Origin of the sequence: Roseomonas alba (genome assembly GCF_019430885.1) — a bacterium.
GTDB classification, from domain to species: Bacteria; Pseudomonadota; Alphaproteobacteria; order Acetobacterales; family Acetobacteraceae; genus Neoroseomonas; species Neoroseomonas alba.
Window position 1 is genome coordinate 642,369 of sequence record NZ_JAHYBZ010000001.1, and the last position, 14,297, is coordinate 656,665.

12 protein-coding genes are annotated in these 14,297 nt (G+C 70.5%); 9 read left to right on the top strand and 3 right to left on the bottom strand.

Annotated features, from left to right (window positions below; translation table 11 throughout):
- Positions 1–8 precede the first annotated feature (8 nt).
- The 7 genes from KPL78_RS02925 to KPL78_RS02955 are packed head-to-tail and all read left to right on the top strand — an operon-like array spanning position 9 to position 7,321.
- Entirely contained in the window at positions 9–1,004 is a 996-nt protein-coding gene (locus KPL78_RS02925; protein WP_219761304.1) for a GDP-mannose 4,6-dehydratase, read from the top strand.
- Entirely contained in the window at positions 1,001–2,512 is a 1,512-nt protein-coding gene (locus KPL78_RS02930; protein WP_219761305.1) for a GumC family protein, read from the top strand. Before KPL78_RS02925 ends, KPL78_RS02930 begins: the two co-directional genes overlap by 4 nt.
- A gap of 3 nt (positions 2,513–2,515) precedes the next feature.
- Complete coding sequence (locus tag KPL78_RS02935) at positions 2,516–3,124, top strand: P-loop NTPase family protein (protein ID WP_219761307.1); 609 nt, start codon at positions 2,516–2,518, stop codon at positions 3,122–3,124.
- Complete coding sequence (locus KPL78_RS02940) at positions 3,121–4,119, top strand: glycosyltransferase (RefSeq protein ID WP_219761309.1); 999 nt, start codon at positions 3,121–3,123, stop codon at positions 4,117–4,119. Before KPL78_RS02935 ends, KPL78_RS02940 begins: the two co-directional genes overlap by 4 nt.
- Positions 4,120–4,146: 27 nt before the next feature.
- Positions 4,147–5,043: a class I SAM-dependent methyltransferase gene (locus KPL78_RS02945; RefSeq protein ID WP_219761311.1), complete on the top strand. Its 897-nt coding sequence runs from the start codon at positions 4,147–4,149 to the stop codon at positions 5,041–5,043.
- A gap of 17 nt (positions 5,044–5,060) precedes the next feature.
- Positions 5,061–6,233, top strand: a complete 1,173-nt coding sequence (locus KPL78_RS02950) for a glycosyltransferase family 4 protein (protein ID WP_219761313.1) — start codon at positions 5,061–5,063, stop codon at positions 6,231–6,233.
- 8 nt (positions 6,234–6,241) lie between these two features.
- On the top strand, positions 6,242–7,321 hold the full coding sequence (locus tag KPL78_RS02955; protein ID WP_219761315.1) for a polysaccharide biosynthesis/export family protein: 1,080 nt from the start codon (positions 6,242–6,244) through the stop codon (positions 7,319–7,321).
- Between the two features lie 512 nt (positions 7,322–7,833).
- On the opposite strand, the gene KPL78_RS02960 is transcribed toward KPL78_RS02955, so the two are convergent.
- Both KPL78_RS02960 and KPL78_RS30715 read right to left on the bottom strand, forming a co-directional pair.
- Complete coding sequence (locus KPL78_RS02960) at positions 7,834–8,811, bottom strand: GDP-mannose 4,6-dehydratase (RefSeq protein ID WP_219761317.1); 978 nt, start codon at positions 8,809–8,811, stop codon at positions 7,834–7,836.
- Between the two features lie 91 nt (positions 8,812–8,902).
- A complete protein-coding gene (locus KPL78_RS30715) occupies positions 8,903–11,356 on the bottom strand; it encodes a sensor histidine kinase (protein ID WP_219761318.1) in 2,454 nt (817 codons plus the stop codon).
- Between the two features lie 170 nt (positions 11,357–11,526).
- On the opposite strand from KPL78_RS30715, the gene KPL78_RS02970 reads away from it, so the two are divergent.
- Positions 11,527–11,991: a hypothetical protein gene (locus tag KPL78_RS02970; RefSeq protein WP_219761320.1), complete on the top strand. Its 465-nt coding sequence runs from the start codon at positions 11,527–11,529 to the stop codon at positions 11,989–11,991.
- 57 nt (positions 11,992–12,048) lie between these two features.
- Positions 12,049–13,605 (top strand): acyl-CoA carboxylase subunit beta, encoded by a 1,557-nt coding sequence (locus tag KPL78_RS02975; protein ID WP_219761322.1) that lies wholly within the window; start codon positions 12,049–12,051, stop codon positions 13,603–13,605.
- 95 nt (positions 13,606–13,700) lie between these two features.
- Here KPL78_RS02975 and KPL78_RS02980 read toward each other — a convergent pair whose 3' ends face one another.
- Positions 13,701–14,297, bottom strand: a complete 597-nt coding sequence (locus KPL78_RS02980; protein WP_255568523.1) for a transposase — start codon at positions 14,295–14,297, stop codon at positions 13,701–13,703.

The following is a 14,297-nucleotide window of genomic DNA, read 5'->3' on the forward strand; positions in this document are numbered from 1 at the left end:
GTATCGACATGACCGGAACTGCCGGCTTCTGGGCCGACAAGCGCGTTTTCGTCACGGGATCCTCGGGCTTCCTCGGCTCCTGGACGGTGAAGGAGCTGAACCGTCGCGGGGCGACCACCATCGGCTATGTGCGCGATCTGGGGCGGCACCTGTCGCGCCGCGACGACCCGGAGACGGAACCGCATTTCACTGTGCATGGCGCGCTCGAGGACTACGAGACCATCCTGCGCGCCATCAATGAGCACGAGGCCGACACCGTCCTGCATCTCGGCGCCCAGCCCATCGTCGGCGTCGCCAACCGCCACCCGCGCTCGACCTTCGAGGCGAATGTGCGCGGAACCTGGAATGTGCTCGACGCCTGCCGCGAGATCGGGGGCAAGGTGAAGCGCATCGTCGTCGCGTCCTCCGACAAGGCCTACGGCACCGCGTCGACGCTGCCCTATGACGAGAGCATGCCGCTGAACGGCCGGCATCCCTACGATGCTTCCAAATCCTGCACCGACATCATCGCGCAGACCTATCACCACACCTATGGACTGCCCGTCTGCGTCACCCGGGCGGGGAATTTCTATGGCGGCCGGGACCTCAACTTCAACCGCATCGTCCCCGGCGTGGCGCGCTGGGCGATCAATGGGGAACGGCCGATCCTGCGCTCCGACGGGTCGATGATCCGCGACTACATCTATGTCCGCGACGTGGTCTTTGCGTATCTCGCCCTGGCCGAGAAGATGGAGGACAAGGCCATCCACGGCCACGCCTTCAACTTCTCGACCGAGCAGCCGATGTCGGTCATCGCGCTGGTGAAGCACATCCTCGCCGCGGCCGGGCGTTCGGACCTCGAACCCATCATCCTCGGCGAGGCGACGAACGAGATCCCCGAGCAGCATCTCTCGGCCGCCAAGGCGCGGGCAATGCTGGGCTGGACGCCCGCCTTCACGCTGGATGCGGCGCTGGGCGAGACGGTGGCCTGGTATCGCGCCTGGCTCGAAGGCCAGCCCGCATGACATCGCCTGCCGGCCCCCCGCCGGCGAATCTCGGCGGCCTGCTGCCCGCCGTGTCCCTGCATGAGATCGCCGAGATCCTGTTCCGCCGGATCTGGAGCGTGATCGGCATCGTGCTGGTCTCGGTCGTGTGCGCGGCCGTCTACGCCTTCCTCATCCGCGGCGATGCCTGGATGGCGGAGGCGAAGATCCTGGTCCGCCTGGGCCAGGAGCAGGCGCCGTTGCCGACCATGGTGGCCGACCGCCAGGCGCTGGTCGCCACCACGGCAGGCCATGTGAACAGCGAGATGGAGCTGATCCGCTCGCGCGATCTGATCGCGCGGCTCGTCGATCGCGTCGACCTGACGCCGCAACCGCGGCCCGCGCCGACCTCGCTGTTCGGACGCATCAAGGAAGCCGCGCGCGACCTGTACCGGCAGGTCCAGGCATGGTTCGAGGAGATCCTGATCGCGATCGGCGCCCGCGTCCGCCTCACCCCGCGCGAGCAGGCGATCGAGGCCATCGCCGGCTCCCTGATCCTCGAGACCCAGCCCAACAGCAATGTCGTCGGCGCGCGCTTCCTCTGGGCCCAGCGCGGCGTGCCGGAGGCCATCCTGGGCCAGTTGCTCGACCTCTATTTCGAGATGCGGGGGGCGATGTTCCTCGGCACCCAGGCCGTGACCTTCTTCACCGAACGCCGGCGCGAGACCGCCCTGCGCCTGCAGGAGGTCGAGGCGGCACTGTCGACCTTCGAACGCGAGAACGGCATCACCAGTCCCGACGAGCAGCGTTCCGGCCTGAACCGCCGCCTGGCCGAGGCCGACACCGCGGTGCAGGCCGCCACGCTCGAGCTCAACATGGCGCGCACCGCGATGGACCAGCTCGACGCGGCCCGGGCGGCGGGCGACGAGACGCTGTCCGGGGTCGCGCTCGCCGGCAATCCGCTGCAGCAATCGCTGGCGACGGAGCTCGCCACGCTGGGTGCGCGCAGCGCCGGGGCGCAGACCACGCTGAGCGCGCAGGACGTCAATATCCGCCGCCAGCGCGCCGAAATGGCCGCGCTGTCGCGCCAGCTCGCTGACCAGGTGCGCGCCACCTTCGCCCAGCGCCAGGAATTGCTTGAAGCCCGCGAACGCCAGCGCGCGGCGATCCAGTCCGAGCTTGACGCCTTCCAGGCCGAGCTGCCGCGCTGGTACGAACTGCGCCGCGAGGTGGAATCGGCGCGCCGCGCCTATGAGTTCAACGACAACAAGCTGAACGATTCGCTGGCCATCGCGGCGTTGGAGCAGGCGCGGATCGGCAATGTTCAGCTTGTCCAGCGCCCTGCCGAAGGGGCCAATCCGGTCGGTGTGCGCAAGATGTCGATGATCATGCTCGCCGGCGCGGCGGGGGTGGTGCTGGCACTGGCCTGGGTGGCGCTGCGCAGCTTCTTCGACCACCGGGTCTATGGCCGTGCGGATGTCGAGAAACAGCTCGGCCTGCGCGTGCTGGCCGTGGCACCGCGCGTGCGTCAGCCGCAACCGGTGGGCTGACCGGTGAAGCCTCCCAGTCTGCGACCGGAGCTGGCGCGGGCGGCCGCGACCCTCGCGCGCGTTGCCGAGGAAGGCGGCCTCCGCGCCCTGACCCTGGTCGGTGCGGTGCGTGGGGAAGGGGTGACGACCATCACTGCGCATCTCGCGCGCGAACTGGTGGACCATCTCGGTCTGCGCGTGCTGCTCGTCGACCTGGCGCCGGGCAAGCGGCGGCTGGCGCAGACGCTGGGCCGCCTCTCCACGGCGCCGGCAACGATTCGCGAGGACGCCGTCGCCGGCGCGGCCAGCCCCTGGGCGCTGGTCGACCTGGCCCAGGCGGCCGAACCGCTACGCGACCTGCGGCAGCGCCTGTCCGCGCTGCTCGGTGCCGCGGCCGGGCGTTTCGACATCGTGCTGGTGGATGCGCCGCCGCTCGCCGACGGGCTGGAGGCGCTGGCCGCCGCCCGCGTCTGCGGCCAGGCGCTGCTGGTGATCCGCGCCGGCAACCTGCCCTACGAGGTGCTGGAACGGATGCGCGACGACCTGGTGGAGGCGAAGGTCGACATTCTCGGCGTCATCCTCAACCAGCGGCGGGAGGTGGTGCCCGCCTGGATCGACAGGCTGCTGCGATGACCGCGAACCCGGACGTCAGCGTCGTCATCTCCTGCAAGAACCGGCAGGCGATGCTGTGGGACTGCTTCCTCGGCCTTGGCGCGCAGACCCTGCCGCGCGACCGCTTCGAGGTCGTGCTGATGGACAATGTCTCCCGCGACGACCTCGCCGGCGTGGCGGAGCGTGCGCGCCGGGAACTCGGCCTGGCGGTGACCTTCACCCGCATGGACGAGGACCACGGCCCGGCGCCGGCACGCAACCGCGGCGTCGGGATCGCGCGCGCGCCGATCATCGCCTTCACCGACAGCGACTGCCGGCCGGAACCGGGCTGGCTCGAAGCCGGCATCGCTGCCTTCGCCGACCCGGCCATCGCGCTGGTGACCGGCCCCGTGCTGCCGAAGCCGGGCCAGCCCGTGCGCGCGACCTCCAAGCTGACCTTCGTGGTCGAGACCGAACACGCTTCTTTCCCGAATGCGAATGCCTTCTATCGGCGAGCGGTCTTCCTCGCCTTCGGCGGCTTTGACGCGACGCTGAGCTTCGACGACCCCTTCGGCCGCTCGACGGAATGCGCTGACACGGACCTCGCCTGGCGCATCATCAAGGCCGGCCATGCGCGCCGCTTCATGCCCGACGCCGTCATCCGGCACGAGATCGAGCAGCTTTCCGTGTTCAACTGGCTTATCGAGCCGACGCGCGTCTTCGCGCTGCCGGAACTCGTGCGCCGTCATCCCGAATTGCGGGCCGAGTTGCTGACCTGGGGTATCTTCTTCTATCCCTCGGGCACGCTGCGCGTGGTGGCGACCCTCCTCTGGCTGCTGGCCTGTGCCTTCGTACCATGGCTGCTGCTGCTGGGGCCGCTCGGCCTGCTGGCCATCGCTTTGCGGCCGCGACGGGGGCCGCAAGCCGGTGATCTTGGTCAGCGACTGCTCAAGGCCGGCGGTGACATCCTGCGGCAGTTCGCGCTGACGGCATCCCTTCTCTACGGAAGTGCGCGCTTCCGTTCCCTCGTCCTCTGACCGCCGCCCCTTCCGGAGACGACGCCTATGCCCCGCAAGACGCTCAATGTCCTCGGACTGCGCGCCAGCATCTTCGCCGATCGCGGCGAGCTGGGCCTTGAGGTCGCCGCACGCCGGCCGCGCCGCGATGCCTCGGTGGCGCTCGAGGACGTGCAGCCGCCGCCCGCGCCGCCGGTGCCGACCTCGGGCGGGGCCGAGGCGCAGGCCCTCGCGGCACGGGTCGCGGAACTCACCTGGTATCACACGCTGGAACTGCCGCACGGCATCGTCACGCCCGGCTATTTCGACCATCGCGACCTGTTGGCACGCTACAATCTGCCGGACCGGCTCGACGGGCTGCGCGTGCTCGACGTCGCGACCTTTGACGGCTACTGGGCCTTCGAGTTCGAACGGCGCGGCGCGGCCGAGGTCGTTGCCCTGGATGTGCGCGAGAAGCGCGAGATCGACCTGCCTCCGCGCACCCGCGCCGCGATGAGCGAGGCGGATCTGTCCTTCGCCTTCGGCAAGGGCTTCGCGCTGGCGCGCGAGGCGCTGTCGAGCAAGGTTCAGCCGCTCCACTGCAACGTCTATGATCTCAGCCCCGAGCGCGCAGGCCTGTTCGACCTGGTGCATGTGGGCGACCTGCTGCTGCATCTGCGCGACCCGGTGCGCGCGCTGACCGCGATCCGCAGCGTCTGCCGTGGGCAGGCGATCCTGTCGGATGTGATCTTCCCGGAGCTCGACCGCGGCACGGGCGGCGTTCCGCTGGTGCAGTACCAGGGCGGGCGTGGCCAGAACATCTGGTGGCGCCTGGGGTCGGAGGCGCTGCGCGCGATGATCGAGGATGCCGGCTTCGAGCGCGTGGAGGAGGTCGCGCGCTTCAAGTATGGCCAGCGCGGCGTGCCGCCCTCGATCTGGCATGCGGTCTTCCACGCAGGCATCTGAGAGGGCCGCCAGCCCGCATGCGCCTTGCCATCACCCATGCCACCTGCTGGCCGGAAATCCGGCGTGGCTCGGAACGCATGCTCGCCGAAACCGGCCGCGTCCTGGCCGCGCGCGGGCATGACGTGACGGCAATCTCCACCACGCCCGGCCTGCCCGCGGGTGGGGAGGAACGGCGCGGGGATGTCCGCTACCTGTTCCTGCCGCGGCGCGAGCCGCCGGGGATCCTCGCGCGCCTGCGGCAGGTGACGCAGCACCACCTGTTCGCCTGGGATCTGCGGTGGGCGTTGCGGGATGGCGGCTATGACAGCGTGCTCTGCCTGGGCTGGCACGATGCGGCCGGCGCGCTGGTCGCGCGACGTGGCGGGGCCGGCTTCCGGCTTGCCGTCGTCATGACGGGCATCCCGATCCGCGCCTATTTCCGCCGCACGCCTTGCGACGGTTTCGCCTTCCGCCGGGTCCTGGCCGGGGCCGATGCGGTGGTGACCATTTCGCACTTCGCGACCGAGACGCTGCGCGCCGAGTTCGGCCGGGATTCCGTGCTGCTGCCGGTGCCGGTCGATGACGCGGCCTTCGCCGCGACGTCGAAGCCCGGGCCGGACGGCGTGATGCGCATCCTGTTCGTCGGCGATGCGGACGAGCCGCGCAAGGGCGCGCTGCTGCTCGCCCAGGCCTATGCGATGGCGCGGCCCCGCCTCGGCGCCGCCGCACGGCTCGGCTTCTCCGGCCGGGCATCGGAGGCGACGCGCATGGCCATCCTCGATGCCCTGCCGGAGGCGCTGCGCGACGAGGTCGACTTCCACGGCGTGGGCGCCGTCGAGGATCTGCCGGCGCTGCTCGCCCGTGCGAGCCTGGTGGTCAACCCGGCGGTGTGGGAGGCGCTCGGCATGGTGCTGATCGAGGCGCTGGCTGCCGGCACCCCGGTCGTGGGCTGCGCCCATGGCGGCATCCCGGACATCATCGACGATCCGCGCATCGGTACGCTGTTCGATCCAGGCCCCTTCCGGCGCGTGGCGACCAATGTCGAGGGCCTGGCCGAGGCGCTGCTGCGCGGCGCGGCGCTTGCCGGCCTGCCCGAGACCGCGGCGCTGTGCCGCGCGCGGGCGGGTGCTTTCGCCTGGACGACGCTGGCTCCGCGTTATGAGGCGCTGCTGCGGCCGCAAGGGGCGCGCAGCGGCGTCGGGGTGCGGTAAGGATGGGCATGGTCCGAATTCGATTCGCAGCCGCAAGCGGTCGGCGCCTCGCCCTGGCGATGGCGGCGCTGCTGCTTGCCGCCTGCGAATCCCCCCGTGGCTTCGATCGCGCGGTCGGCGAGGAGCCGGTCTATTTCGACCAGGCGACGCCCGAACAGCGCGACAGCGCCGCCCGTCTGGTGGGGGAGGGGCTGTTGCGCGGCAGTGGCACTTACCGCCTGCAGCCCGGTGATCGCGTCGAGGTCTTCTACCACACCAACAACCAGCGCCTGCGGCCCTATCGCATCGGCATCGGGGATGAACTGGAGCTAGACTTCGATTTCAACCGCGACCTCAACCGCACCATGGTTGTGCGGCCGGATGGCATGATCTCGCTGCCCGGCAAGGGGGAGGTGCGGGCGGTTGGGCTGACGCCGTCGGCGCTGTCGGGCGAGGTTGCGCGCCGCTTCGAGGATGTCGCGCGGTCACCGGTCGTCACCGTGATCGTCCGCCGTTTCACCACGCCGGCCGAGGACTTGGCGGAGGTGGTGCGCAACGGTGCCGATGGCCGCGCGCGCACGGCGCTGGTGCGCCCCGACGGGCTGATCGACCTGCCGCTCGCCGCGAACATCCCGGCGGCCGGGATGACGTTGAACGAACTGAGCGCGGAACTGAACGCGCGCTATGCGCGGGAGGTCGGTGGCGTGACGGTGACGGCGCGGCTGTCGCAGATCGCGGCCAACCAGATCTTCGTCTTCGGCGAGGTACGCCAGGCAGGTGCGATACCGGCGCCGTCCCCGCGCACCCTGTTGCAGCTCGTCGCCGCGGCTGGCGGCCCGATGCCGACCGGCGCGATGGACCAGGTGCGGGTGCTGTATTTCGACGCGGTGGGACGGCCGCGCGTGCGGCAGGTGAACCTGGAGCGCGTGCTGAACGACCTCGCGGTGGAGGAAGACATGGTGGTGCCGCCGAACGCGACGGTCTGGGTGCCGCCGACGCAGGTGGCCCGCGTCGGTCGCTTCGTCGACCAGGTGATCCGCCAGATCTTCCTGTTCAACGGGACCTCGATTTCCTTCAATTACGGGAACACCTTCAGGTTCCCGAACTGATGCGGGAAGCCTTGGGCCCGGCGGCGATGCTGCGTCCGTGGAACGGCCGATACGTTACGGGAATTGGAGCGGGGCTCTGCCCACTCTGCACGGCGAAGCCGCGCTTCGCGCCCGCCAAAGGCCGCAAGGCCTCTGGAGCCGGTCGGGACTGAGGGCCAGACCGGCATGGCCAAGGGCAATTCTCGCTCACGTTGGATCGGCAGCGACCCGGACCCTCACCCATCCACCCATCAAGGATACTGTCGTTGGGTGGCCGGCTGGTGCCGTTCGATCGAAAGATGCTCCAGGGTGCTATGGGCGCAGCGCGCGCTTCGATGCCGTGAAGTCCCGTAGTGCCGCGCGCCAAGTAACGGCTTCCAAAGGCCGTGGGCCTTTGCTGAGGAGAGGTCCTGAGAGAGGCGAAGCCCGTTTCCGGTCCGCCGCCGCCCATCGTCGCGCCTATGAAGCGAAGTCCCACCCTGCGTTCGACACCCCTGCCTCGCCAGGCATGGCCCGCAGGCCTTCCCAGGCCTTCACATCCGTGCCTTCCACCGCGCGAGATCGCTCTCGACCATCTCCGAGATCATCTGCTCCAGGCTCGTTTCCGGCGCCCAGCCTAGTTTCCGCCGCGCCCGCGTCGCGTCGCCCACCGTCACGTCCACATCCACCGGCCGCAGGAAGGCGGGATCGACGCGCACATGGTCCTGGTAGTCGAGCCCGACATGGGCGAAGGCGATACGGCACAGGTCGCGGATCGAGGCTGCGCGGCCTGTCGCGACCACGTAGTCGTCGGGCTTGTCCTGCTGCAGCATCAGCCACATGGCGCGGACGTAGTCGCGTGCATGGCCGAAGTCGCGCCGTGCTTCCAGGTTGCCCATCGCCAGGTCCGTGGCCAGGCCGAGACTGATCCGCGCTGCCCCGTCCGTGATCTTGCGCAGCACGAATTCGATGCCGCGCAGCGGGCTGTCATGATTGAACATGATGCCGTTGCATCCGAACAGGCCGAAGGCATCGCGGTAGTTCTGCACCAGGCAATGCGCGAAGACTTTGGCCGAGGCGTAGGGGCTGCGCGGATGGAAATGCGTCGCTTCGTTCTGCGCCGGCGTCTCGGCCTTGCCGAACATCTCGGAGGAACTGGCCTGGAAGTAACGCGCGCCGGGGGAGGCGATGCGCACCGCCTCCAGCATGTTCGCCGTGCCGATTGCCGTCACCTGCGTGGTCAGCAGCGGCTGGTCCCAGGACATGCGCACGAAAGACTGGGCTGCGAGGTTGTAGATCTCATCCGGTTTCACCCGATCGAGCAGACGGATCAGCGAGGAGAGGTCGATCAGGTTGCCATCAACCATGGCCACGCTGTCGCTGCAGCCGAGACGCCGCAGCCGGTCCTGCACCGCTTCCGAACCGCCATGGCGATGCAGAAGCCCGTGGACCTCATAGCCTTTGCCGAGCAGCAGGGCAGCGAGATAGGCGCCATCCTGGCCCGTGACCCCGGTGATCAGCGCACGTGCCATACCGTTTCGAACCCGCCTTCAACTGTCATTCAGTCCTTATACGCAGGACGGTGCGGGAGCCAATGTCGGGCACGTCACAGGGTGACGCGCTTCAATCGCCCTCGGCAGGCTGCAACGCCGGCTGGCCGGCGCGGAAGCGCATCCGCACCCGCAGGCCCTCGGGCGCGAAATCCAGCGTCACCTTGGCATCCGGGCCGAGATCATGCGCCAGGCCGCGCTGCAGAAGCCGCATGCCGAAGCCACGCCGCTCGGCGGTCGGTGGGGTCACGGCCGGGCCGCCGCTCTCCTGCCAGTCCAACGTGGCGACGCCGTCCTCACCAAGTTCCCAGTGGAGTTCGACCTCGCCGCCCGGATGGGACAGCGCGCCATGCAGCGCCGCGTTGGTCGCGAGCTCATGCAGCGCGAGGATGATGGCCTGGGTCTGTCCGGCGCTGGCCTGGATGCGGCCCGAGCCGCCAAAGCGGATGGCGCGGCCGCTCTCGATCCAGGGCTGGATGCCGGTGCGCACGACGCGGGTCAGGTCGACTTCCCGCCAGCCCTGGTCGGAGAGCAGGTCATGGGCGCGCATCAAGGCCTGGAGCCGGCCGACGAATTCCCGCCCCAGCCCGGCCTGGCCTCCGCGCGCCCCGCGCAGCGACTGCGCCGCCAGCGCCTGCACCGTGGCGAGGGTGTTCTTCACCCGATGATTCAGCTCGGTGACCAGCATCTCGCGGGACCGTTCGGCGCGCACGCGCTCGGTGACGTCCTGCAGCACGGCGGAGACGCCGGTGACAGTGCCCTCCGCATCCTTCACCGGGTGGCAGGAGGCGAGCCAGTGGCGCATCGGTTGCGTGGTGCCCGGTGCGGGTCCCGAGCAGGTCACGTCCAGTACCGGCCGCCCGCCTTCGAAGGCCCGGCGCTGCGCGTCCTCCAGCGGGCCGGCGAGCCCCTCGGGCATCACCTCATGCGGGGCGCGGCCGATATGGGCCTCGGGGGCGAGGCCGGTCATGGCGGCGAAGCGCTCGTTCACATTCACGAAGTGCAGCGCCGAATCGACCAGGGAGAGGCCGACCGGCACGTTGTCATAGACGGCGCGCAGCTCGGCGACGGTCTGGCGGACCTGGGAGTCGTTCACATGCCGCGCCATCCCGGCGCCGCGCGGGTCACTGACGTCGTGGATCGCGCCGACCCATTCCTGCAGCTGCCCGGCCTCGTCGGAGACGGGCACGCCAGTGGCGCGCACCCAGCGCCAATCGGCATCGGCATCGGCGGTGCGCAGGCGGAACTCCACGCTGATCGGGCCGCGCGCAACCAGGCTGCGGCCCCATTCGGCCAGCGTAGGTGCACGGTCGTCCGGGTGCAGCATCTCCAGCCAGCCATCGCCGCGGAAGGCCGGGGAGGTCTGGCCGGTGAGGCCGGCCCAGCCAGCGGCCTCGTTCCAGCCGCCGGCGACGTCGGCGCGCCACAGCACGATGGCCCCGGCCTCGGCCAGGGCACGCATCCGGCGTTCATGTCCCGCGGCGGCGACATCGGCCTGGCCGAGAGCAGCACCGAGCGCCGCATATTCTGCCACTCCCCTCAGGGCCGGCTGGGCGGGCAGGGGCGCGTCATTGCGCAGCGCCTCGGCCCGGGCCCGGGCATGGGCTTCGAGCGCCAGCAGCGGCGCGCGCAGCACGCGCCTTGCGCGCAGCAGCGCGGCCAGCGCCACCGCCGCGGCGAGGGCGAGCGCGATCAGCGCCCAGGGCAGGGCCTTGCCGGCGATGCTGGTGGCGAGACCGGCTGGCGCCCAGACGACCAGCCGCCATTCGGGCGCCTCGGTCAGGTGGGTGACGACGTAGCGCAGCGGGGCGCTGTTGCTGGCCTCACCGGCCTGCACCACGCCACGTGGTGCAGTGGTCAGGGCCGACCAGGTCGGCAAGTCGGCCGCGCCGCCGCCCTGGACGGCAACGGGGCGCCAGCGGCTGTCGGCGAGCATGGCCGGACCCGGCCCCATGGCGGCGGCCAGGCGATCGGGCTGGAGCGTGGCGCTCAACACGCCCACGGCGCGCCCGTCGCGCATCGTCGGCACCATCAGAAGGGGGCGACCCTCGCCATTGGCCGGCAGGTCGCTGACACGCGGCCGGCCGGTCTCCACGGCCCAGAGCCCGGCGGCCACGGCCGGCGTAGACCCGAGCGGCGTGCCGAAAGGCTGGTCGGTGTCCACCAGCAGGCCGAGACCGCGATCGAGGACTCCGATCGGCGCGCCGAGGATCTCGGCGAGCCGCCGGGCCGCCGCATCGATCGCGGCAAGGTCGCTACGGTCCGCATTGCCGAGCAGGGCGCTGAATCCTTCCAGCGCCAGTCGGCGGCTCTCGATCTCCACATCGATGGCATGAGCGGCCATCTGGACGCGTGCCTGGATCGCGGCATCCGCCGCCTCTTCCTCGGCCCGGATGACCAGCGTCGCCACGCCTGCCGCGCCGATCAGCAGGGGCAGGGCCGAGGCGAGCACGAGTCTGACCAGCCGCCGACCCAGGGTCGGAAAGCGGGACTCCGTCCATTCGGCTTGGCTCGTTCTGTCTAGCACTACCGTTCCTGAGGCCGTCGCCTGCTCGACGTGTCCCCAGAATGCAATAACAACCGGGGATGGGATCGTGCAATGCAAGGACCCGTGAGGTCCAAGTCACGCCTGGACCGCGACCGGATTGATATCGCTGTCGTGAAAAATGGCTTAACGTCTGCGTGATGTCCCGATTCATGCCTGTCCTGGTCCTGCTGGGCCTGCTTGGCGCCTGCGCGCCGGAGCCTCCGCCCGAGGAACCGTTGCCCCCGCCGCCGCCGCCCGCGCCGCCGCGCGCCCAGGTGAGCCGGGTGGCGCCGCGGGTCGTAGCGCCGGCTGCCTCGGCGGTGGCCGCGGATGCTGCCGCGCGCCCTGCCGAGGGGCCGTTGGCCGACCGGCCGCCGCCGGCCTGGCACGTGGCGCGCGATGGCGTCACCGGCTGCGCCGACCGGGGGGCCCTGTCGATGCTGCGCCAGGCCGCAGAGGGCACGCCGCGGCTGCTCGCCGAAGCGCGCGCCGCGGGAGGGTGCCGGACGACCTTCCGCGTCAATGAATGGGCCCTGCTGTCCAGCGAGGGCGATGCGGTGCAGCTCCGCCTGACCAACGGTGCGCCCTTGACCTTGTGGTTCCAGCGTAGCGACGTCGCCGCCCCGTCGCCCTGACTTGCCGCCCGCGGGTCCTCGCCCGAGACTGTGGGCAAGGAAGGGAACGCCGCGACGATGAACTGGACTATTGAACTCGAGGAACTGCGCCGGCGCGAGGCGCTGGCCCGGGAGATGGGCGGCGCCGACAAGGTGAAGCGCCAGCATGATGGCGGGCGGCTCACCGTCCGGGAGCGCGTCGAGGCGCTGGTCGATCGGGGGTCGTTCCACGAGGTCGGCGCCATCGCGGGGCGCGCGGAGTATGACGCGAAGGGGGAGTTCGCGAGCTTCACGCCGTCCAACTGCGTGATGGGGCGGGGGAAGGTGGATGGCCGGCCCGTGGTCGTGGTGGGGGACGACTTCACCGTGCGCGGCGGCAGTGCCGATGCAACCATCCGCGAGAAGCCCATCATGGCGGAGCGCATGGCGGCCGAGCTGCGGCTGCCGATCATCCGGCTGATCGAAGGGTCGGGCGGCGGCGGGTCGGTCAAGACCATCGAGACCACCGGGCGCGCCAACCTGCCGGGGGGCGTGGGCGGGACGCAGCTCTATTACCAGACCACCGCCAATATGGGGCTGGTGCCGGTGGTGACGCTGGGGCTGGGGTCGGTCGCGGGGCTCGGCGCCGCGAGGCTGGCGGCGGCGCATTACTCGGTGATGACCAAGTCGTCGGCGATGTTCGTCGCGGGGCCGCCGGTGGTCGCCCGGCTGGGGCAGACGCTGGAGAAGCGGGACCTCGGCGGGTGGGAGATCCAGTGCAAGGCCGGGGCGGTGGATGACGCGGTGGAGACGGAGGAGGAGGCCTTCGCGCTGGCGCGGCGGTTCCTGTCCTACATGCCGTCGTCCGTGCATGAGCTGGCGCCGGCGATCCGCTGCCGGGACGATGCCGAGCGGCGGGAGGAGAAGCTGCTGTCGGTGATCCCCCGGGACCCCAAGCAGGCCTACAAGGTGCGGCCGATCATCGAGATGCTGGTCGACAAGGGATCCTTCTTCGAGATGGGGAAGTGGTTCGGGCGGTCGGTGGTGACGGGGCTCGCGCGGCTGGACGGGCGGGTGGTGGCGGTGATGGCGTCCGAGCCCGTGTTCCATGGCGGGGCCTGGACGGCGGATGCGTGCCAGAAGGTGATCCGCTTCGTGGACCTGGCGGAGACCTTCCATATCCCCGTTGTCTATCTGATGGACTGTCCGGGCTTCGCGGTGGGGCTGGAGGCGGAGAAGACCGCGACCATCCGCTGGGGCGTGCGGGCGATGGCGGCGGTGAACCAGTGCCGGCAGCCCTGGTGCACGGTCATCATGCGCAACGCCTTCGGGGTGGCGGGCGTCGTGCACCAGCCGGCCGGGCGGTATTCGATCCGCTATGCCTGGCCATCGGCGCGGTGGGGGTCCCTGCCGTTGGAAGGGGGGGTCGAGGCGGCCTATGCCGCCGAGGTGTCGGCCGCCGAGGATCGCGACGCGAAGGTCGCGGAGATCGAGGAGCGGCTGCACAAGCTGCGATCCCCCTTCCGCACCGCGGAGGCGTTCTGGGTGGAGGAGATCATCGACCCGCGGGGGACCCGGGGGTTGCTGTGCGAGTTCGCGCGGCTGGCGGAGCCGCTGCGGGCACCGGGGATGGCGGCGCTGACCATGCGGCCGTGAGGCCAGGCCGCGGTTGGAGCGTGTGGCGGATGGGTTCGGCCCGGGGTGCGGGCCGGCCGGGCGGCGGCGGGCGATGCGGGTGCCGGCCGGGGGCCTCATGACCAGCCGAGGCGTTGCTGCCGGCTGATGTGCTTGATGCCGCCGGCCAAGCGGTGGAGGTGCCTCAGCGCCTTCAGGTAGCCGAGATAGGCGGTGATCTGCTTGCGCGTGCGCGGCAGGGCCGGCAGGCGCATGGCCTTCAGCTTTTCGGACAAATCGGGGTTGGGGAGTTTGTGCGGCGGGCCGTTCAGCGCGTGCAGGAAGCCGAGGCGGCGGATGAGGACGATGAATCTCAGCCCCCTGAGCCGGACGGCGCGGCGGCAGGCGCGGAAGATGAGGGGGGCGACCTCATTCAGCGGGTGGTTGGGATGGTTTTCCTTGATGGCTTCGAGGAGGCGTTCCCACAGGCCGGCGTGAGTCAGGCGGCGGAAGTAGCGGGAGACGGTGTCGGGCTTGCCGTGTTCCGGGGGGAGGGCTCGCCAGGGGTCGGTGGTGCAGGCGAGGTGGAATATGGCGTTGAGCCGACTCTTGAGGTCGCCGATCTGACGGCCGGCGGAGGAACGGGGGAGGATGTAGGGGAGGAGGCGAAGAATTGGGTGGGGTGAGGGGTGCAAACATGCCGAGAGCATAAACGGTCGCGACAGAATTAGCAA

What these genes read in the sequence shown, in the direction of transcription:
- KPL78_RS02950 (WP_219761313.1), top strand. Translation starts at nt 5,061, where the DNA reads ATGCGCCTTGCCATCACCCATGCCACCTGCTGGCCGGAAATCCGGCGT.
- KPL78_RS02960 (WP_219761317.1), bottom strand. Translation starts at nt 8,811, where the DNA reads ATGGCACGTGCGCTGATCACCGGGGTCACGGGCCAGGATGGCGCCTAT.
- KPL78_RS02945 (WP_219761311.1), top strand. Translation starts at nt 4,147, where the DNA reads ATGCCCCGCAAGACGCTCAATGTCCTCGGACTGCGCGCCAGCATCTTC.
- KPL78_RS02975 (WP_219761322.1), top strand. Translation starts at nt 12,049, where the DNA reads ATGAACTGGACTATTGAACTCGAGGAACTGCGCCGGCGCGAGGCGCTG.
- KPL78_RS02940 (WP_219761309.1), top strand. Translation starts at nt 3,121, where the DNA reads ATGACCGCGAACCCGGACGTCAGCGTCGTCATCTCCTGCAAGAACCGG.
- KPL78_RS02925 (WP_219761304.1), top strand. Translation starts at nt 9, where the DNA reads ATGACCGGAACTGCCGGCTTCTGGGCCGACAAGCGCGTTTTCGTCACG.
- KPL78_RS02970 (WP_219761320.1), top strand. Translation starts at nt 11,527, where the DNA reads ATGCCTGTCCTGGTCCTGCTGGGCCTGCTTGGCGCCTGCGCGCCGGAG.
- KPL78_RS02930 (WP_219761305.1), top strand. Translation starts at nt 1,001, where the DNA reads ATGACATCGCCTGCCGGCCCCCCGCCGGCGAATCTCGGCGGCCTGCTG.
- KPL78_RS02955 (WP_219761315.1), top strand. Translation starts at nt 6,242, where the DNA reads ATGGTCCGAATTCGATTCGCAGCCGCAAGCGGTCGGCGCCTCGCCCTG.